The organism is Acinetobacter sp. NyZ410 (assembly GCF_022828975.1).
In the GTDB taxonomy this organism is placed as follows: Bacteria; Pseudomonadota; Gammaproteobacteria; order Pseudomonadales; family Moraxellaceae; genus Acinetobacter; species Acinetobacter guillouiae.
In genome coordinates, this window is the sequence record NZ_CP094620.1 from 511,680 (window position 1) to 531,213 (window position 19,534).

The 19,534-nt window shown below is 39.0% G+C and carries 23 protein-coding genes and 1 pseudogene; 13 read left to right on the forward strand and 11 right to left on the reverse strand.

Going from position 1 to position 19,534, the window contains the following annotated elements; genetic code table 11:
* Positions 1-137: 137 nt before the first annotated feature.
* From MTO68_RS02435 to MTO68_RS02450, 4 genes and pseudogenes are all read left to right on the forward strand, one after another.
* A pseudogene (locus tag MTO68_RS02435) lies at positions 138-2,015 on the forward strand (ATP-dependent helicase); the annotation flags it as partial.
* 200 nt (positions 2,016-2,215) lie between these two features.
* Positions 2,216-2,467, forward strand: a complete 252-nt coding sequence (locus MTO68_RS02440) for an RNA-binding protein (RefSeq protein WP_004718014.1) — start codon at positions 2,216-2,218, stop codon at positions 2,465-2,467.
* Positions 2,468-2,686: 219 nt separating this feature from the next.
* On the forward strand, positions 2,687-3,190 hold the full coding sequence (locus tag MTO68_RS02445; RefSeq protein ID WP_004718012.1) for a DUF6586 family protein: 504 nt from the start codon (positions 2,687-2,689) through the stop codon (positions 3,188-3,190).
* A 108-nt stretch (positions 3,191-3,298) separates the two neighbouring features.
* Positions 3,299-3,577 (forward strand): hypothetical protein, encoded by a 279-nt coding sequence (locus MTO68_RS02450; protein ID WP_004718010.1) that lies wholly within the window; start codon positions 3,299-3,301, stop codon positions 3,575-3,577.
* A gap of 248 nt (positions 3,578-3,825) precedes the next feature.
* Here the strand turns inward: MTO68_RS02450 and MTO68_RS02455 are convergent, their stop codons facing one another.
* From MTO68_RS02455 to MTO68_RS02470, 4 genes are all read right to left on the reverse strand, one after another.
* On the reverse strand, positions 3,826-5,544 hold the full coding sequence (locus MTO68_RS02455; protein ID WP_004718008.1) for a cation:proton antiporter: 1,719 nt from the start codon (positions 5,542-5,544) through the stop codon (positions 3,826-3,828).
* A 182-nt stretch (positions 5,545-5,726) separates the two neighbouring features.
* On the reverse strand, positions 5,727-5,882 hold the full coding sequence (rpmG, locus tag MTO68_RS02460) for a 50S ribosomal protein L33 (RefSeq protein ID WP_003654787.1): 156 nt from the start codon (positions 5,880-5,882) through the stop codon (positions 5,727-5,729).
* Between the two features lie 12 nt (positions 5,883-5,894).
* Positions 5,895-6,131: a 50S ribosomal protein L28 gene (gene rpmB, locus MTO68_RS02465; protein WP_000048256.1), complete on the reverse strand. Its 237-nt coding sequence runs from the start codon at positions 6,129-6,131 to the stop codon at positions 5,895-5,897.
* Between the two features lie 165 nt (positions 6,132-6,296).
* A complete protein-coding gene (locus tag MTO68_RS02470) occupies positions 6,297-7,745 on the reverse strand; it encodes a coniferyl aldehyde dehydrogenase (RefSeq protein ID WP_016539261.1) in 1,449 nt (482 codons plus the stop codon).
* Between the two features lie 111 nt (positions 7,746-7,856).
* Between MTO68_RS02470 and MTO68_RS02475 the strand changes: the two genes are divergently transcribed.
* From MTO68_RS02475 to MTO68_RS02495, 5 genes are all read left to right on the forward strand, one after another.
* Complete coding sequence (locus MTO68_RS02475; protein WP_034611676.1) at positions 7,857-8,549, forward strand: TetR/AcrR family transcriptional regulator; 693 nt, start codon at positions 7,857-7,859, stop codon at positions 8,547-8,549.
* A gap of 85 nt (positions 8,550-8,634) precedes the next feature.
* Complete coding sequence (gene purU / locus MTO68_RS02480; RefSeq protein ID WP_016539263.1) at positions 8,635-9,501, forward strand: formyltetrahydrofolate deformylase; 867 nt, start codon at positions 8,635-8,637, stop codon at positions 9,499-9,501.
* Between the two features lie 221 nt (positions 9,502-9,722).
* A complete protein-coding gene (locus tag MTO68_RS02485) occupies positions 9,723-10,547 on the forward strand; it encodes an energy transducer TonB (protein WP_004818828.1) in 825 nt (274 codons plus the stop codon).
* A 31-nt stretch (positions 10,548-10,578) separates the two neighbouring features.
* Complete coding sequence (locus MTO68_RS02490; protein WP_004818829.1) at positions 10,579-11,202, forward strand: MotA/TolQ/ExbB proton channel family protein; 624 nt, start codon at positions 10,579-10,581, stop codon at positions 11,200-11,202.
* Complete coding sequence (locus MTO68_RS02495; protein WP_004717995.1) at positions 11,202-11,606, forward strand: biopolymer transporter ExbD; 405 nt, start codon at positions 11,202-11,204, stop codon at positions 11,604-11,606. Before MTO68_RS02490 ends, MTO68_RS02495 begins: the two co-directional genes overlap by 1 nt.
* Before the next feature lie 116 nt (positions 11,607-11,722).
* Here the strand turns inward: MTO68_RS02495 and msrA are convergent, their stop codons facing one another.
* On the reverse strand, positions 11,723-12,244 hold the full coding sequence (msrA, locus tag MTO68_RS02500; RefSeq protein WP_004818830.1) for a peptide-methionine (S)-S-oxide reductase MsrA: 522 nt from the start codon (positions 12,242-12,244) through the stop codon (positions 11,723-11,725).
* Between the two features lie 253 nt (positions 12,245-12,497).
* The gene (locus MTO68_RS02505) at positions 12,498-12,836 is read right to left on the reverse strand and encodes a TIGR01244 family sulfur transferase (protein ID WP_004818831.1); all 339 of its coding nucleotides are present in this window, start codon (positions 12,834-12,836) and stop codon (positions 12,498-12,500) included.
* Between the two features lie 126 nt (positions 12,837-12,962).
* Here MTO68_RS02505 and MTO68_RS02510 point away from each other — a divergent pair, with 126 nt between their 5' ends.
* From MTO68_RS02510 to MTO68_RS02520, 3 genes are read left to right on the forward strand one after another with little or no spacing between them, the layout of a single operon-like run.
* A complete protein-coding gene (locus MTO68_RS02510) occupies positions 12,963-13,859 on the forward strand; it encodes an alpha/beta hydrolase (protein WP_004818832.1) in 897 nt (298 codons plus the stop codon).
* Positions 13,860-14,291: a thioredoxin TrxC gene (gene trxC / locus MTO68_RS02515; protein WP_004818833.1), complete on the forward strand. Its 432-nt coding sequence runs from the start codon at positions 13,860-13,862 to the stop codon at positions 14,289-14,291.
* A gap of 20 nt (positions 14,292-14,311) precedes the next feature.
* Positions 14,312-14,734: an acyl-CoA thioesterase gene (locus MTO68_RS02520; RefSeq protein ID WP_004717987.1), complete on the forward strand. Its 423-nt coding sequence runs from the start codon at positions 14,312-14,314 to the stop codon at positions 14,732-14,734.
* An 82-nt stretch (positions 14,735-14,816) separates the two neighbouring features.
* Here the strand turns inward: MTO68_RS02520 and MTO68_RS02525 are convergent, their stop codons facing one another.
* The 3 genes from MTO68_RS02525 to MTO68_RS02535 form a co-directional block, all read right to left on the reverse strand.
* Complete coding sequence (locus MTO68_RS02525) at positions 14,817-15,338, reverse strand: ester cyclase (protein WP_244014894.1); 522 nt, start codon at positions 15,336-15,338, stop codon at positions 14,817-14,819.
* A gap of 171 nt (positions 15,339-15,509) precedes the next feature.
* Complete coding sequence (locus MTO68_RS02530) at positions 15,510-16,013, reverse strand: DUF4442 domain-containing protein (RefSeq protein ID WP_244014896.1); 504 nt, start codon at positions 16,011-16,013, stop codon at positions 15,510-15,512.
* Positions 16,014-16,041: 28 nt separating this feature from the next.
* Positions 16,042-16,530, reverse strand: a complete 489-nt coding sequence (locus tag MTO68_RS02535; protein WP_004717983.1) for a YajQ family cyclic di-GMP-binding protein — start codon at positions 16,528-16,530, stop codon at positions 16,042-16,044.
* Between the two features lie 91 nt (positions 16,531-16,621).
* Between MTO68_RS02535 and MTO68_RS02540 the strand changes: the two genes are divergently transcribed.
* Positions 16,622-16,936, forward strand: a complete 315-nt coding sequence (locus MTO68_RS02540; protein ID WP_004717980.1) for a rhodanese-like domain-containing protein — start codon at positions 16,622-16,624, stop codon at positions 16,934-16,936.
* Positions 16,937-16,985: 49 nt separating this feature from the next.
* Here MTO68_RS02540 and mnmC read toward each other — a convergent pair whose 3' ends face one another.
* Positions 16,986-18,914 (reverse strand): FAD-dependent 5-carboxymethylaminomethyl-2-thiouridine(34) oxidoreductase MnmC, encoded by a 1,929-nt coding sequence (gene mnmC / locus MTO68_RS02545; protein ID WP_244014898.1) that lies wholly within the window; start codon positions 18,912-18,914, stop codon positions 16,986-16,988.
* Positions 18,915-19,012: 98 nt separating this feature from the next.
* Entirely contained in the window at positions 19,013-19,534 is a 522-nt protein-coding gene (locus MTO68_RS02550; protein ID WP_004717976.1) for a hypothetical protein, read from the reverse strand.

Sequence of the window (19,534 nt, forward strand, 5' to 3'; positions counted from 1 at the left end):
ATTTTATTGTCTTGAATTTTTCTTCATTGGTATGTCCTGATTTAAGCGTCAATTCACGACTTGATTCTTGGGTTAAAATGCATAATTTCACTATAGCTCTGCTAAACTAGCAGCCATCCATAAAATGATGAGTGAAAATGAGTTTAGCCAACCTGATTGATGAATTAAACCCTCAACAAAAACAAGCTGCTACGACTGAAACAAAACATAGTCTAGTTCTTGCTGGGGCAGGTTGTGGCAAAACCAAAACCATTGTGGCACGAGCTGCATATCTCATTGATCATGGCATTCCTGCCAATCAAATCCAAATTTTGACATTTACCCGCCGTTCTGCCAGCGAGATTGTGGCGCGGGTAGAGCTTGCTTTAGGTGATCAGGCCAAAGGGTTACGCGCATCTACGTTTCATACCTTTTGCATGTATTTACTTAGACGTGTGCCAAAAGCTTTTGGATTGGATCAATTTTCGATCATAGATCGTGATGATCAATTGATGTTGTTCCGTTTGATTCGTGGAAAGGATGATAAAAAGAATCCCAACGCCTTACCCAAACCACAACAGCTTTGTGATTTATATTCCTTTGCACGCAATACCCGGCAAAAACTAAGTTTGGCTTTAGAAAAGCAACTGCCTGAGTTTTTAGACGATAAAGAGCAAATTGCTGAAATCATGAAAGAGTACGAAACCCGTAAGCGGGCACGTAGTTTTCTAGATTACGATGATATTCTCGCCGTGGTTGCTTCTGCTTTGGCACAGTCTGATGGTTTAGCGGATTATGTTGCGGGCTTATGCCAGTACATGCTGGTTGATGAAATGCAAGATACCAATCCTTTGCAGTGGGCGATTCTTGAACCATTAAAAGATAAAACATCACTGTTCTGCGTCGGGGACGATGCACAGTCGATTTATGGTTTTCGTGGTGCGGATTTTGAAAATATCCACCATTTTAAAGAGCGTGTGCCAGATGCAGAGATTTTCAAATTAGAAAAAAATTATCGTTCTACTCAAGAAATTTTAGATTTTTCAAACTGGTTACTCGATCAAAGTTCGATTCATTACGATAAAAAACTGGAAGCTTATCGTGGTGATGGCATTAAACCGCGAATGCATGTTTTTCCAAACGAGTTTGATGAAGCAAAATGGATCACGATCGACATCAAAGAGCGGCATTTATTGGAAGGTTCAGCTTGGCATGACCATATGGTGTTAGTGCGCTCAGCCTTTGCGGCAAGACATATTGAGGCTGCTTTTATCCAAGCCAATGTTCCCTACCGATTTATTGGAGGGATGAAGTTACTTGAAACAGCGCATGTCAAAGACTTATTGAGTTTATTGCGTGTTATTGCCAATCCATTGGATGATATTGCGTGGATGCGGTTTTTAACCTTATGGAATGGCGTGGGCGATGTCGGTGCGAGTAAGCTGGCGCAACAGCTCTTACTGGATGCAGATATTGAGAAAATTACAGAAAAATTAGAAAAGTTTGGGCGTATTCCTGACAATACATTGCTGATCATGAAGCAAATGAGTGTATTAAAAACAGAAGTTGAAGCCTGTGTAAAACTCGGTGTAGAGGCTATTCTCAACCAACTTGAAGAAAACTATGCCAAAAAAGATTGGCATAAACGAGTGGGTGATTTTGATCTGGTCAAGCAACTGGCGTCTAAACATACCCAACTGAGCGAGTTCTTAGAAGAATATGTACTTGACCCTGTTTCAATCAGTGAAATTGAGCGTCAGTCGCAAGATGATGTGGTGACTTTAATTACCATCCATTCTGCTAAAGGTACAGAACAAAAGGTTTGCTATGTGGCAAATGTCTCTGCTGGACAGTACCCAAATGCACGTGCGCAAGGGAATTTCGATGAAGTTGAAGAAGAGCGCCGTGTACTTTATGTGGCTTTAACACGTGCTCAAAATGAACTTATTCTAACCAAACAAAATTTAAGTTTTTGGGCACATACGCAAACAGATGAACAAGGTCGTAAGATTGAAAGTTATTTTCTCAATGATTTAACTCGAAATTTATGTAGCACAGAAACCCACTATAGACAGCGAGAGCAAACTGTAAAAAGTGCCCTAATCGAGCGTCGGGCGATTAATTTAGATTTTGGTATAGATCTAGATTAAACTATAGCAATCGTTTTTCATTCAAAAAGTAGGTAGGCGAGTGCTTTTTGATGTTTTTTGCCTCGTTTATATTTTAAGGTTGTGAGATGAAAATTTTAGTTCGTAATTTAGAACGTACTGTAACTGAAGCTGAATTGTTAGAGTTATTTAAGCAATACGGTACAGTAGATACTTGTACTCTAGTACTTGATGCGGCAACAGGTAAATCGAAAGGTTTTGCTTTTGTTGAAATGCCACATGGTAGAGAAGCAGTTAAAGCGATTAAAGGTTTAAATACCTTGCGCTTACATGGTCATGGAATTCGTGTAAAAGCAGCGGAAGATAAGCCAGAAGCATAATTGGCAGATATTCTAAGGAGCATTTATTGCTCCTTTTTTATTTTAGTATTTAAATAATCTCGTCAAACCATGATAAAAATAAAAGCTTAAATTGATATTTTTGAAAAAAGAGCGCTATCTATTTTATTGACATACAACATGGATAAAATTCATTGTGATTTTTGTTCAATAAAGATTAAGCTAAGACTGTAAAGAATGCCAAAATCTTAGGGAACTTCCATGTCACGTGTAGCTCGCTTTCATGCAGACCGTACCAATCAAAAACTTTATTTTGCTCGTCTTGCATGTATGCAGGGAGAACAAACTGAAAATGTTCAACAAGCTCAAGCACATCGTGAAGCAGCAGTATTTCATTTACATGGCGCGGTTTTAGCATTTCTGCAAGAATTGGTACGTTATTACCGTTTAAATGATTTTTCCCCAACCTTAAAGTCAATCGAAGAAAATATGGCGGCTAAAGGACAAGTCTCACCAGAAGTTTTAGTGATGCAAAAATTAGCCAAAGAAGGGTTTATTGCTGAACTCAAAAGAGCGTATCGACTTTGTCAATATGCACCTGAACCAAGTGCGCCAGAACCAGAGGATGAAACATCATCAAACTTAATTATCAAAGTGACGCAAACACCACAAGCTTGGTTGCCTGATACAAAGATTTTAAGAGAGTGGCACCGAGATTTATCGCAACTTATTGATGGTTTTCGTAATGAAATGGTTGAATTCTGATCTTTTTGATCAGATATACTTGAAATTTTGTTTTAAATGACTATATAAAATATCTACAAGATGCAAAGTGCATTCAGCACCTTGCCCCATGTTGAGCATGGAGGATTTATGTCTATCGAACAGTTAAAAGAGTTATTTGGAAATCAGGAAGCTATTTTGGAGTTGGTACAGCTCGAAAGTGGGGAGCTGGCACTGCGTAATGCAGGTTCTGAAAAAGAGCCCTTGGTCACTATTCAATTTAATGAAGAAGTGAAAGCATTACTGGGTGATCAAACGCCAGCGATTGCACAACAGATGATTCAGGCTGCATTATTTGCGTTACTTGAAAAACAGGCAGATGAATGGCACGCTGAAGTTGTTGATGAACAACCAAAATTTATGAGCTAGTGATTTCATTTATTCTAGAATAAATACAATAAACGCACTTTCGAGTGCGTTTTTCTTTGTATGCAAATAACCTGATATACGCAAATGGCATCAAATTCTAGAAGTTTTAAATCTTTTGTTAGATGGGGTGGTGATCCCCCCATCCAACATCGTTATCGATACCATTACATAATGGAAGCACCACGACTTTCCAAGGTCCACAAAGAACAGTCGTGTGGTTTTAGCTGCGTTTTAAAGATTACCCGAATTCAATGTGTTGGTTCATGATGATGAGCAATTTGGATCTGGTTTAAAATATGATTACTCATGTTTTTAGCCATTTCTTCTTTTGCATAATAGACTTCACCAACATTATCTTTACGGATCACTTCAGCCTCTTCTTTATTTTCAGCACAAACTAACACTTGAATCTCAGGATTAAGCAGCTTAGCAGTATCGACAATTTTATGAATATCTACAATATCCATCGGTGAAATCACCAATAGTCGTGCATGTTGGATATGGGCTTGAATCAAAACACTGGGTTCTGTTGCTCGACCAGAAACCGCAGCGATGCCTTTTTCACGCAAATTCTCTACAATTTCGCGGTTCTCTTCAGCGATGACCACTTTGATGCCGTCATCCATCAATGTTTTGGTAATACGACGTCCGACTTCACCATGACCAACAATCACCACTTGATCACGTAAATACGCTTGATCAACTTCATCTGGAAGCATTGCCAATGGGTCACCGCTACGCTCAAGTAAGCGCGCCAAATGCGAACGCTCACGGATCCAGTTTTGCACAGGTTCGATCGCAGAAAATAGAAATGAATTGAGGGTGATAGAAAATAAAGCACCCGCTAAGATTAAGTTTTGCGCTTCAGGGCTAAGTAATCCAAGTGACAAGCCTAAGGTTGCCAGAATAAAGGAGAACTCTCCAATTTGTGCCAAACTGGCGCCCACTGTTAATGCTGTATTGATGGGATAACGGAAAAATAACACCAATGCCATCGCTGCCAGCGTCTTACCAATCATAATAATGGCAATGACTGCTAAAATATGCAGAGGCTGTTCCACAATAATACGTGGATCAAATAACATTCCGACAGAAACGAAGAACAAAATCGAGAAAATTTCGCGTAAAGGTAAGGTTTCTTCTTCTGCGCGATGACTAAAATCTGATTCTTTAACCACCATTCCGGCAAAGAATGCTCCAAGTGCCATAGAAACGCCGAAGATTGCGTATGAGCCATATGCGATTGAAACTGCTGCTGCGACTACGGTTAAAGTAAAAAGCTCTCTAGAGCCTAAACGTGCCACATACTGCATAATCATTGGCACAAGGCGTTTGCCAATGATAAGCATAAAGGCGATAAAACCAGTTACTTTTAACAGGGTAATGCCGAGTGTTAACCAGATGTTTTGATCAGATTCATGTCCTGCAATAGGATGTCCGCCTAAAAGTACGGCTGTTGCAGGCAGTAGAACCAGGACTAAGACCATGACCAGATCTTCGACCAGCAACCAACCAACGGCAATCTTACCATTCACCGAGTTAAGCAGTCCTTTGTCACCTAATGCTTTGAGTAAAACCACCGTACTTGCACAGGATAAACTTAAGCCAAAGACCAATGCGGAGCCAAAGCTCCAGCCCCAAAAGATGGAAACTGCCATACCCAGTAAGGTCGCAACCGCGATTTGTAAAATTGCACCAGGGAGGGCAATTTTTCGGACTTGCATTAAATCGTTGAGGGAAAAATGCATCCCGACACCGAACATCAAGAACATGACGCCTAATTCAGCAAGCTGATTGGCTAGCGCGATGTCTGCAACAACACCTGGGGTATTGGGGCTGATGATAATTCCCGCAATTAAATAACCAATCAAAGGTGGCAGGCGTAATCGTGCAGCGATATAGCCAAAGATCAGGGCTATACCAAAACCAACTGCAAGTAAAATAATCAGATCTACATCATGAGGCACTAAATACTCCTTAAATCTTCAGGAGAAATCATTCAAAAAATCATTTCTTAAGGTAATGACTTTGTATAAAGCCATATAAAATGCACAATCAGTGCCAAATTCGCTAAAGAGTTTAACAAGTCGAAGAAAAAAAAGGCAAAAAAAACGACCCAAATGGATCGTATTTTTTAAGAAAACTAAAATTATTTAATTTTAGCTTCTTTGAAGATTACGTGTTGACGGATTTTTGGATCAAATTTTTTGATTTCCATTTTTTCCGGCATAGTACGTTTGTTCTTAGTAGTGGTATAGAAATAACCTGTACCAGCAGTAGAAACTAAGCGAATTTTATCACGCATGGTTCAGACTCCTTAGATCTTTTGACCTTGAGCACGAAGGTCAGCAACAACCTTTTCAATGCCCAATTTGTCGATAATACGCATACCTTTAGTGGTTAGACGAAGACGTACAAAACGTTTTTCGCTTTCTAACCAGAAACGGTGGTGATGCAGGTTCGGCTCGAACCGGCGTTTAGTTTTGTTGTTGGCGTGTGAGACGTTGTTACCAACGACTGGACGCTTGCCGGTAACTTGGCAAACCTTAGACATGGTGTAACTCCATTGATTTAGCCAACAGCAAATCTGTATGGCCAGTCAAAATAAAACGGATTGAATTCATTCAAGGGGCGTTTTATACCAAAATTCCGCTTAAAAGACAAGCGGAATTCGTCAAAACGCAACATGATCTAATTTGATAGATCATGCCTTGATCAGTTAGCGTAAGAAAGTTTTCTCTAAAATCTTATTTAGGGCTTTGTCATAAGGCGCTAATATGAATTTTAAGCTAAATAGCTTAGGAATAGACATTACTGAACGCTCATGTGATAAACCAAAGAAACCTTCTGGGCCATGATATTTGCCCATGCCAGATGCACCAACGCCACCAAATGGTAAATCGTCTTGTGCAACATGGGTAACTACGGCATTTTGACCGAAATGCCCAGAATGGGTACGTTGAGAAACGTATTCTGCGCGGGCATTGTCAAAGTCGAAATAGTATAAAGCAAGTGGACGCGGTCTGCCATTAATAAAGTCAATTACATCGTCAATTTGATCATATTCCATAATTGGAAGCACTGGACCAAAGATTTCATTCTTCATAATGTCCATTGTCGGTAGAACACCTGTTAAGAATGTTGGGGCAATTTTACGTACACTCGCTAATTCTTCATTTTGAGGATTGATTTCAATCAACTCAGCGCCTTGTTGACGTGCATCCTCTAAATAACCTTGAACACGATTGTACTGCTTATCGTTGATAATGCTGGTGTAATCTTGATTATCACGAATCGTCGGGTACATAGTTGTTGCAGCTTGTTTAAAGCTTTCAATAAACTCGGCAGTTTTTCCTCTAGGTAGGAACATATAGTCTGGTGCTACACAGGTTTGACCAGAGTTCCACAATTTACCAAAAGCAATACGTTCAGCGACCAGATTGAGATCGCTTGAAGGATGTACGATTACAGGTGATTTACCACCAAGCTCAAGAATAACAGGCACTAGATTTTCGGCAGCAGCAGACATCACGGTTTTACCGACATTGGTAGAGCCAGTAAAAATGATTTTATCGAATGCTAAATGCGAAAATGCATCGGAAATTTGACCACCGCCATTGACCACGGCAACCAATTCTTGTGGAAATGCTTCTGAGAGTGCATTTTCAAGTACGAAGCCAAAATTAGAAGATGAACTTGAAATTTTGAGTATTGCGTGATTTCCAGCAGCCAGTGCACAAATCAGTGGGCCAACAGAAAGCAACAATGGATAGTTCCATGGTGCAATAATTCCAATCACACCTAAAGGCTGATATTGCACCCAAGCTTTGGCTGGTTGGTGTAAGATAGACACATGGCGCTTAGATGGTTTCATCCATGCTGTTAAATGCTTGCTATAATATTTAATTTGTTCTAAACATGTGAGTAGTTCACCAATTTTAGTTTCGCTGATTGAACGATTGCCGTAGTCTTGATTGATTGCTTCTGCAAATTGATCTTGGTATTTTACCAGAACTTTCTTTAAGCGAGCTAAACGTTCAATACGTTCCTTTGCTGTAGGAACAGGGTAGCGTTGATAAGCGACTTTCTGTTGTTCAAGAATGTCATGCATACGTTGAACTTCAGGTGAGTAAGAAGTCATTGAATTTGTTTTTGTATGACTGTTCATGACAAACACCATTTACGAATAGGTTAATATAATATAATTTTTAGAGTAAATACTCTAAATAGTCAAGTCACTTTATGTTAGCTTGTGCTAACGGTTAAAAATGGTAATAGGATGTCGAGCTCCAAAACTTTGAAAACGAAAGACCGAATTTTGCAGATTAGTCTGCAACTTTTTAATGAGCGCGGCGAACGTGCAGTTACAACGAATCATATTGCAGCAGAGCTTGGGATCAGTCCTGGAAATTTGTATTATCATTTTCGAAACAAACAAGAAATCATCAAAGAATTGATGGAACAATACCAAAAAGAAACTTTAGATATGCTGTCATTACCCGATGACCGTGGAGTCAATGCGAATGATAAAATCCGTTATTTCCAAGTTTTAAGCAGTCAGCTATGGGAATATCGCTTTCTACATCGTGATGTTTATCATTTAATTGAAAATAATGACGACTTTAGAAAAATTTATCCTCGCTTTGCTGGCAAGGTGATGCAACAAGGGCAAAAAATTTATCATGCCTTTGTTGAAGCAGGGCTGATGCAGATGACACCTTCTGAAATTGAAGCACTCATCATCAATATTTGGATTGTCCTGACCAACTGGACCAACTTCCTATATATGTCTGGGCATTTAAGTGATTCCAACCATTTAGATGAAAAATGGATTTGGCAAGCATTGCGCCAGATGGTGTTTTTAGAAGGTCCTTATTTACGTGGTGAAAGTCGTGAAACCTATGAACGTTTGCTAGAAAGCTTCGGTTCTTCGGAATTATTTGCCAGTTTATCTGCGGTAAAACGCGATTGATGCTGAATCAAGATTGAAAGCTGATGAAAAAGCGTTAAAATATTCGGCTGTTTTTTAAATTAACTTATAAGTGATATCCATCAACATGAACATGACTACTGCCAACACAGCACGTCTACTGATTACTTGTGAAGACAAGCCAGGAATCGTGCAAGCTGTATCGAGCTTTTTGTATCATCAGGGCGCGAACATTACTGCGCTTGATCAATACGCAACTGAAGCTCAGGGCGGGCGTTATTTTATGCGTGTTGAGTTTGAACTTGATCATTTGCAATCCCGTCGTGAGAGTCTCATTCAAACTTTCGCAACCAATGTGGCTGAACGTTATAGTATGCATTGGCGTTTGGCTTTAGTGAGCGACATTAAAAAAGTCGGTATTTTGGTGTCTAAAGTTGACCATGCTTTGCTTGAGTTGTTATGGCGTCATTCGCGTGGTGGCTTACCTTGTGAAATTACCCAGGTGGTTTCAAACCATGAAGACTTACGTGAGTCTGTAGAAAACTTTGGTATTCCTTTCTATGTGGTTCCTGTCAACAAAGAAAATAAACGTGAAGCCTATACAAAGATCGATGAGTTAATGCAAGGGAATGATTTATTGGTTCTCGCGCGTTATATGCAAATTCTCGATGAAGAGTTTGTACAAAAGTGGGAAATGAAAGTGATCAATATTCATCACTCATTTTTACCTGCTTTTGTGGGGGCAAATCCATATAAACAGGCTTATGAAAAAGGCGTTAAATTGATTGGGGCAACAGCGCATTATGTGACGGCTGATCTGGATCAAGGCCCAATCATTGAGCAAGATGTAGAACGAGTAAACCACGATTTTACTGTGGATCAACTGCGTGAATTAGGCCAAGATGTTGAACGTAACGTACTTGCTAGAGCGGTCAAATGGCATCTAGAAGACCGTATTATTGTCGATGGTAATAAGACTGTTGTTTTTCAATAACATGTGAATATTCATTTAATATGAGTAGTAAAAAAGGATGCTTTATGCATCCTTTTTTTATTTTTAATTTGTAAAATCGATTAAAAACATTGAAAAACCAGTTGCAAATGAAAACACTTCTCATTTATCATTGTTGCACTTTAATTGTTCTATCCGATGAGCTTAATCTACAAACTGAATAATTTTTTGTAGTTTGCTCAATTTTAGGTATTTAGATTCTTATGAGTCAGTCTTCCATTGCACCACTTCAAACGCCACCACCGATGAAGAAAAAAGTCCTTGCTGCAGTGTTAGCAGTTGTTGTCGGGCACGTAGGTGTGTTGTGGGGGGTAAGTCATATGAAACCATTTGAACTGCCTCAAATAAAGAAAGAACCTTTAAAAATCAAATTTTTAAAGTTAAAAGAAGATGTTCCACCGCCGCCACCTCCTCCATCTGAACCCATCAAACCTAAAGTTCAACCGAAACCTATAGAGAAGAAAGTTGAGCCTAAACCTGTGGTTAAGCCAAAAATCATTGAGCAGAAAAAACCTGTAGAAAATGATGATCGGGCAAGAAAGCTTGAAGAACAAAAGCGTTTAGAAGAGCAACAGAAGCAGGATAAGGCACGTCAAGATGAGCAAAAACGTCAAGATGATCAGAAGCGTGCGGAACAGCAGAAACGTGAACAAGATGAACGTGATCGTCAAAAACGTGAGCAAGATGAGCGCGATCGTCAACGTCGTGATCAAGAGCAAAGAAACACGCCGCGTAATGTAAACGAAGGTCAGGTGTCTTGGAGTCGTAGTCCACGTATCGCAAAAGAGCAATTACTTAAACTGATGTCTCCAGAAGATGGAACAAAGGTTGTGAATCTAGAAATTACTGCGGATGCGGGCGGAAATATTACCAATGTCCGTATTCTTCAATCTAGCGGTAATTCAAGTTTAGATAGTTATGTTGTTAAGCAGACTCAATCTGCAAAATTTAAAGCTTATAGAGAAAATGGTGCGGGTGTACCATTTAAAATTAGGCAAGATTTTGCATTGTCGGTCTCTAAAAAGTAAATAATTTTTTTAAGAATTAGGAAATGTGCATATGAACTTTTCAGTTTATTGGCAACATGCTGATGCGGTCAGTAAGACACTGTATTTCGTGTTATTGGCAATGTCTATTGCAACGTGGACTGTGTTCATTTTGCGTATTCTAGGCACGCGTCAACTCAAGCAGGTTGCTCAGGATCACCTTGCTCAGGCTTTAAAAGCATTAAAAGCCAAGCTTGCGCCATTAAGCTTTGATCAACGTAAAGCGGTTGCAGAACAAGCGTTACTACGTCAAATCTCAGCAGAAAAGGCCAATGCTGAAAAAGGTGTTTCAGTTTTAGGAACGATTGCTTCACTTGCACCATTTGTTGGTTTATTTGGTACAGTATGGGGAATCTTCCATGCACTTGTTGCTGTAGGTAAAAGTGGTCAAGCAGGTTTAGCTCAAGTTGCAACGCCAGTTGGTGAGGCATTGATCATGACCGGTCTAGGTCTTGCTGTTGCGATTCCAGCGGTATTGGCATATAACATTTGCGTACGTTTTAACCGTACATTGTCAAATGAGTTGCAAGATCAAGCACATGGTTTGTTAATTGATACGATGTTACAACAAGATTCTTCAACGCAAAAAGTTGAATCTGAATCTACCAATAAAGGTTTAGTTGGAGGTCAAGCTTAATGGCTTTTCAATTGGGAGAAGACAACGATTCTGGCATGAATGAGATGAACCTCATTCCGCTGATCGATATTATGTTGGTATTGATGATCATCTTCTTGGTGACAGCCACCGTTGCTAACCCATCGATACCATTAACTTTACCAAAGACCACTGCTGAAGTAATCGCGCCTCCACCTGAAGCAATTACCATCAGTATCAATCAGAATGGCGATGTGGCTTGGAATGATAAAGTCATCACTTTAGATGAATTGGCTAAACGATTTGATGAAGAAGGTCAAAAGCCAGTAAAACCAGCTGTACAGTTGAGAGCGGATAAAGAATCTCGCTATGATACCGTTGCACAAGTGATGTCTCGTGCAAGTGAAGCAGGATTAAATGATCTTGCATTTATGAGTGATAATTAATTTAAACAATTACAAATATTTGAAAACCTCCTTTTAAGGAGGTTTTTTTTATGTTGATATTTTGGCTATTGGGTTAGTTCACTTTTGTTGTATAAAGTGAAGTATTTTCAGTGATCTTAGTCTTTTAAAAGATCTTGAAATTGGCTATGGAGTTTGAGTAATTTTGGCGGAATGGCAAAATTACAATAACCTTGCGCAGGATTACGGGCAAAGAAGTTTTGATGATATTCTTCGGCAGGATGGAAGGTAGGTGCTGGACTGAGTTCAGTCACAATATTTAAGCCATCTGCTTTGAGCTGCTCAATAAATTGTTCAGATTCAAGTTTTTGCTGTTCATTGAAGTAATAAATCACTGAACGATATTGTGTTCCAATATCATTACCTTGGCGGTTTAATGTAGTTGGATCATGAATTGCAAAAAAAACCGTGAGTAATTGTTGATAATTGATTTGCTGTTCATCAAATTCAATCAAAATCACTTCAGCATGATTGGTATCCCCATTACAAATTGCTTCATAAGTTGGATTGGGAGTATGCCCGCCAGCATAACCACTGACTACGTGATTGACACCTTTGAGTTGTAAAAATACGGCTTCGGTACACCAAAAGCAGCCACCACCAAATAGAGCCTGTTGCATGTGAAGATCCCTTTATTTTTAAATTATAGAAAAGACGAAACGATGCCAAAGATCATATCGTGAAATTGCTTAGTTTGTCATATAACCATTTAAGCATAGGTACAATACCTGTTTGATTCACTAAACAGATCTGTTTAAATTGTTGCAAAATTTTAAAAGCGCAATCTATTCGAATTGCTGTAAAAACTTAAGCTTTTCTATTTAAGGTGAACCAAAAGACATTCAATAGAATGCCTTCTATATTCATGAGAATTTATTCGTCGTCTAATAAATCCATTTGTTTTGCAATTTGATAGAGGTTATTTGAACGGTTACCTGTACGACAAAACATGAGTACTGGTTTTGGAAGCTCGTTAAAGCGGTTGGCAAAGGTTCTGACATCAACTTCTGTGATTTGACCAGCAACGACAGGTAGAAATACATAGTCCAAACCTGCAGCACGTGCAGCTTCTTCAATTTGAGCACTTGTAGGCTGTTCCGTTCCGCCTTCCAAATCAGGACGATTATTCATTACAGACTTAAAGCCTTTTTCTGCCACTTGAGCAATATGTTCTGGACCAATTTGACCAGCAAAACCAACATTTTCACTCATTTCGTCACTCCTATATGATTTAAAATCCAATATGCTATATATAATAGCATTAAGCTCAGAACTGAGTTTGAACGATAAAAGATTTATAAAAGAAATATCTATAAAAGATAACGCAATGGAGTGTGTATGTACGCATATACAGTTGAACCACTATATATTCCCATTGGACAAGAAGTCATAGCGGCGGATTTTTATCGACCTAAAAATTTAAAAAAACCTGCTGTTATTATTATGGCTCATGGATTTGCATGTTTAAGACAATTTAAGTTGGTGAGCTATGCGCAAAAAATTGCACAGGCAGGCTATGCGGTTGTACTGTTTGATTATCGTTTTTGGGGAGGAAGTACAGGCTTTCCTCGTGAACTGATTTCATTGCAAAATCAATTGGATGACTGGAAAACTGTGGTCAGTTATGTTGCAACACAAAAGAAAATTAATCCAAAAAAAATAGTGCTTTGGGGGACCTCTTTGAGTGGCGGCTATGTACTAAACCTTGCAAGTGAGCTAAAAAGTGTTCAAGCCATTATGGTGCAAGTGCCTTATGTGGATGGGGCAGAAACTGCAAAATTATTTCCAATTCAACAGTTACCCAAGGCATTAAAAATATCCAGTCAAGATTATATGGGGGCAAAAGTTGGCATGCTTCCACGAACCTTACCTGTGGTGCACCCCTTTGATTTATGCTTTATTCCAACCAAAGATAGTTATAACGGCTATATGTCGATTGTAAATCCAGACTATTTTTGGAGTGGGGAAGTTCCAGCACGGGTATTTTTTAATTTAATTCGTTTTAGACCAATTCAGACTGTCAGAAGTATTAATATTCCTGTGCTATTTATTGCAGCTAAAAAAGACAGTTTTATCCCGATTGAATCTAGTCGGGAAACGGCGACAAATATTGCACCTTTTGTACAATATCATGAATGGGATATGGCACATTTTGATATTTATCATGGGAAATGGTTGGAAAAATCAATTTTGACCCAATTAGAGTTTTTACATCAACATATTGGAGTGAGCTAGATGATTATTGTATGTCCATCATGTGGCGCAAAAAACCGAGTTCCCGAAGATAAATTAAATGCTCAACCCACTTGTGGTCAATGTCATCAAAATTTGATTACACTTGCTCCTATTGAGTTAAATGAACAAAATTTCAGTAACTTTGTCAGCCATAGTGATTTGCCAATTATGATTGATTTATGGGCAGAGTGGTGTGGTCCTTGTAAAATGATGGCACCGCATTTTGCTGAAGTTGCAAAAAATAACCCTCATGTGGTTTTTGCTAAAATTGATACTGAAGCGAATCCACGGTTAAGTAGTGCATTTAATATTCGCAGTATTCCAACCTTGGTTTTAATGAATAAAACCACGGAAGTTGCTAGAATAAGTGGTGCGTTACGTGCTAACCAATTACAAGAATGGTTAGATCAACAATTGAATGCCCATAAGTAATTCACGGGCTCGGAGTTATTGTGTCAGATTCTCATGTAAAACCTGAAGGTACACTGTCTTTACAAACCATCGCAATGCCAGCAGATACAAACTGGAGTGGTGATGTTTTTGGTGGTTGGATTGTTTCACAAATGGATTTGGCTGGTGCAATTCATGCAGAACGCTTTAGTAAAGGGCGTTGTGCAACGATTTCGATTAATCAGATGACTTTTCTTGTTCCCGTAAAAGTGGGGGATGTGATCAGTTGTTATACCAAGCTTTTAAAGGTCGGTAATACATCGATCCAAATGCAGATTGAAGTTTGGGATAGTCATGACAGTTCTCGTGCTGCCAAACGTGTGACTGCAGGTGTATTTACTTTTGTTGCTGTAGATGTTGCGGGAAATAAACGCCAAATTCCTGAAGATGTAAAGCAGAAGTATTTAGCTTCGCAAAGTGCTTAAATGCTCAAGATCAAAAAATCCCAACATTGTTTGGGATTTTTTTATGGAATAGGCGCTTAGATCGTTTGATTTAAATATTGTGTTAAAACATGGTATTGCTGTTGGCGCTTGATTCTGGAACAGCTTGTTGTACATCCCAGTGTTCAACAATTTTTCCATTTTCGACTCTAAAGATATCGACAATTGCAACACCAAGATCTTGTGGATTTTGAGCTGAATGAACGTGTAAAAATACTAAATTTCCTTCTGCGACAGCACGTTTGATTACACTTTTTGCTTCAGGATTTTTTTGGAAATACTGGGTAAAGTGATTTACAAAGGGCGCTTTACCATCTGGAACACGCGGATTGTGTTGAATATATTGGTCACCAATATAACGATCTGCATATGCTTTAACTTGATGCTTTTGAAATACACCTTCATAAAAATCAGTCACAATGGTTTTATTTTGTTGCGCTTGTTGGGGGGGTGAATTCATTGCTAATGTGTTGCCCGTTGCAGCAGTAGCAACGTGACTTGGAGTTTGGGCACATGCAGTGAGAAACAAAATAGGGCTTAGAATGAGGCTGAGTGCAATAATTTTTCTTGGCGTAGCTGATCGCATGGTTATCCTCTATAGTTCAAGTCTCAATAGTTCAAGATGGTGGTGGAAATAACACCATCTTGATGAGTAAGTAAGCATGAATATAGTGAATAATCGTCACTCATTATTTGTACTTTGGTAAATTTTATACTAACTAAACAGTAAGTTTTATTTACATTTGCAGATTTGTATTTATTTCTTTTTTAGGCGTTCTTTTGACACCCAAGCCCACACCATTTGGCATTCGACAGGCTCTTTTGCAGACTCATCTATAATGGTGACTGGAACCAGTGTTTCACCTTTTTCAGAGCTTTGCATTTCTAAAATTTGTTCTTTGCTCAATGTCGCTGTTGCTGTCATATCACCTTTAGACGGTCGTTTATATTCAATATGCATGCTTTTGATCAATACAATTGAACTATCAGGAACATTCATACCTGTGACAAAGCCTGTTGCTGTTTCAGCAATCAGCGCCATTGCAACAGCGTGTAATTGTCCAATATGGTTTTGCATAGCACGGTGGTTTTTAATTTCCACCACAACTTTTGAATGACTGACTTCTAGGTACTTAATATTGGCTGTGCCCACCATAGGCACAACTCGACCAAACGCCTTACTCCAGAGCGTACTACGAATGCCTTTAGGGAATTTAGAAGTCGCTTTCACAAGTTTAGATAAACGGTTGGTCTGAGTCATGTCTTAACCTATAGTGTTGCTAAAGACCTTAGTCTTTGAAGTTATTAAATTGTAAAGGTACACCGAATTGTTGTTCTTTTAAAAATGCCATAACTTGCTGTAATGTATCGCGCTTTTTATCAGTTACACGTATCTTGTCACCTTGGATAGAAGATTGCACTTTGACACCACTTTCTTTAATGGCTTTATTAATTTTTTTTGCGGTATCTGAGTCAAGTCCATCTTTAAGCTTGATCACTTGCACAATATTTTTACCTGAAGCCGTCATTTTTTGTGGATCAAGGGCTTGAATATCGATTTTACGTTTAAAGAAATGATTTTCAAGCATGCTATAGACTTGTTCACACTGGAAATCACTTTCAGTTGAAATTTTAATTTCTTTGGCTTTTTCATTAATTTCGATTGAAACGTCCTGACCACGGAAGTCAAAGCGTGTCGCAATTTCTTTTTGTGTGTTTTGAACAGCATGATTTACTTCAAAAATCTCTAATTCTGAAACAATATCGAAAGATGGCATAGTTTAGACCTTTACAAATGGAAAGAATATCTGAGATGCTAGGGATGTTTTCTTCATTTGCCAAGTGTTGTTTACATCAAAGGAGTGCACAATGATCCGTAAATTAGAAATTACAACATTTGAGTTCCCAGAAAATGCAGTTATCTGGGATGTTCGTGATGCAAAAGCCTTTGCCGAAGGCCATGTAAAAGGGGCTGTAAATCAGCCTATAGATGGTTTAAGTGCTGAGAGCTTGACTCAAGTGAATTCGGATCAGTCCATTTACATTTTATGTGGTGGTGGAAGTAAAGCGCCTCGAGCTGCTGAAAAATTAGAGAGTTTAGATGATTCTCGTGATTACGTTGTACTTATGGGGGGAACACGTGCAGCACGTGATGCAGGTCTCCCATTAGAACAGGGTTCGTAAAAAAGCGCCGAAAGGCGCTTTTTTATTACAGATAATCAATAAAAAAGAATCATGATTGAATCGGTTTAAAATAAGGTTTTTTGGCTTTTACTTTCTTTTGAAAGCGGTTTGGATTTAATTTTTGCAATAAATTTTGAGGAATTGGGCAAGCTTGATTAAGGACCAAAGCCATCAAGATTTCACTACACAAGGGCGCAAATAAAAAACCTTTAGAGCCCAGCCCAGAAAATGTATAAACCTCTTTTTCAGCTTCAACTTTTCCCAGTAATGGAAAATAGTCCAGACTTTGGGCTCGTACAGAAGCACGCCCGTGCCATTCATCAACTTTGCAGAGTGATTCTGCGTATTGTGGAAACACACTGTGGATAAGTTCATAGTTATGCACATGGTCTTCAAGCAAAACTTCAGTGTCATCACGATTGGGATAAAAAGAAGCACCTAAAATCAAATGCTGCTCATCAAGCTGCATGCAGTAGCCACCATAACTGTAGGCATATTGCGGATCTAATCGGTGTTTAACATTGTTGAGCCAACTGACTTGTCCACGGATCGGTTTGAGTATTGGGAACTGCTCAAAAAAAGCATGGCTTTCCTTGGCACAACAGACAATCACATGATTAAAATCACCAAGATCGGTGTGCTGGCTATCTTGTAGGGTTAATTGATGATGATTCGATTGAACAATACTATGAATGTGAGCATGTTTAAATTGAATCAGCGGATGTTCAATGATTTGGTCTTTGAGTTGCTGGGGATAGATTGAACCCGCTTGAGTGAGCTGTAAACTCTCAAGTGTAGTTTGTAGCTCTAAATCATCGGCTGTTTGAGTTTTGAGTAAATCTTGAGGATATTGCGCTGCTAAATCCAGTAAATGTTCAGCATTTTTTTGTGCTAATTGTTGAACAGCAATAGGACGAAAAGCCTGAAATTTTGAATAGTGCTGTAGGGCATGTTGCCAAGCCAAGGTCATTAAATGTTCCGAACTTTGCTCGATAGGGCATAGTTTCGGATTTAATAAGGCCAGAGGGTTACCAGAAGCACCTGCTAAAGGCGCTGATTGGTCGTAAATCGTAACTTGATGTCCTCTTTGGGCAAATCCCCATGCGCAGCTTAAACCTGCAATTCCAGCACCAATGATAGCAATGTGGCGTTGATTTAAATTATTTTGAGTTTTCCGTATTTTTTTTTGAATATTTTGCGCTGTAAGGTCCATTGACTGTGATTGATTTTCTTCGGCTGCTTGCTCAGATGGATTCCAAATGGCTTTTAGCATTTCACGTTTATGACCAAAACCACGCGGACGTGAAATAGTGATTCCATGTTGTTTTAGACCCCGTTTAAGCACACCTGCCACGCTGAATGAGGCAAAAGTTGTTCCAAAATCTGACAGTCTGACAATATTGTTTAAAACTTTGTCTTCCCACATGTCTGGATTACAAGAGGGTGCAAATCCATCTAAAAACCATGCGTTAACTTGTTGGGCTTTAACCATTGCTGGAAATACATCATGTGCATCACCTAACCACAGATCAATTGAAAAACGCGCTTCTGGAAAGCTTAAACGGTGACAACCAGCGATGGGCAATGGATAGTGTTGAATCAACTGATCAGAAAATTGTTGAAGTTCAGTCCAGACCTTTAACGCACGGGTTAAATCCTGTTTAGACAAGGGGAACTTCTCTACACTGATCACATGTAAGTGGCTGTGATTATCTGGACGAACATTGTGCCAAAGTTGCCACAATGCCAAAATATTTAATCCTGTACCAAAGCCAGTTTCACCAACACAGAAGTATTCAAAATCATCTAAATCTGCAAGTCGTGTTGAAAGATCATTACCATTCAAAAATACGTGTCGGGTTTCAAGTAACCCGTTGTCTTTAGAAAAATAGACATCACCAAATTGTTTGGAAATTGGAACTTCAATTCCATCAATACATTGCCAGTCTAAATCGGCAGTTTGAATGGCATTTGACAAAGCAGATTACCTTTTGATAATTAAAATGAAAAAACCTGACATTTCGCAGTATCAGGTTATAGCGTGAAACTTTTTAAGCGTAATGTCGAAGCAGTGGCTTACCACTGGCGACGACGTTTGGTATAGATATAGCTTGCGATTAAAAAGCCAAGTAAAACACCAACAGCAATGGTCGCAGCACCATATAAGAACATTTGCGCACTTTGTTCACTTTGTAGAACTTGAACTTGTACACCCAGATTGTCATTTTTGAGTTGTAATTCTTGGTTCTGTGAAAGGGCTTCTAAATTGGCCTTTTCAAGTTGCTGTAAACGTGTTGCTTGGTCTTTAACCAAAGCTTTAGCTTTGGCATCTTGAGATGCTTTTTCTTTGCTAATTTGTTCAGCTGTTAACGGTTTATTTTCTTGTGCTTGCGCCTGTGTTTGGGTACTGGAATTTGCGCCTGCTACAGCAGGAATAATACTCGGTTTTGGCGGTGCAACAGGTTGGGCTGCCTGAGTAGGCGCTGCCGTCGTTGCTTGAGTCGCTGAAGATTGAGTAGGCTCAGCCGATACAACAGGTGATAAAAGTACAAAAGAACTTAAAGTCAGGCTAAGTAAGCTTTGGACGACAACGCGCAT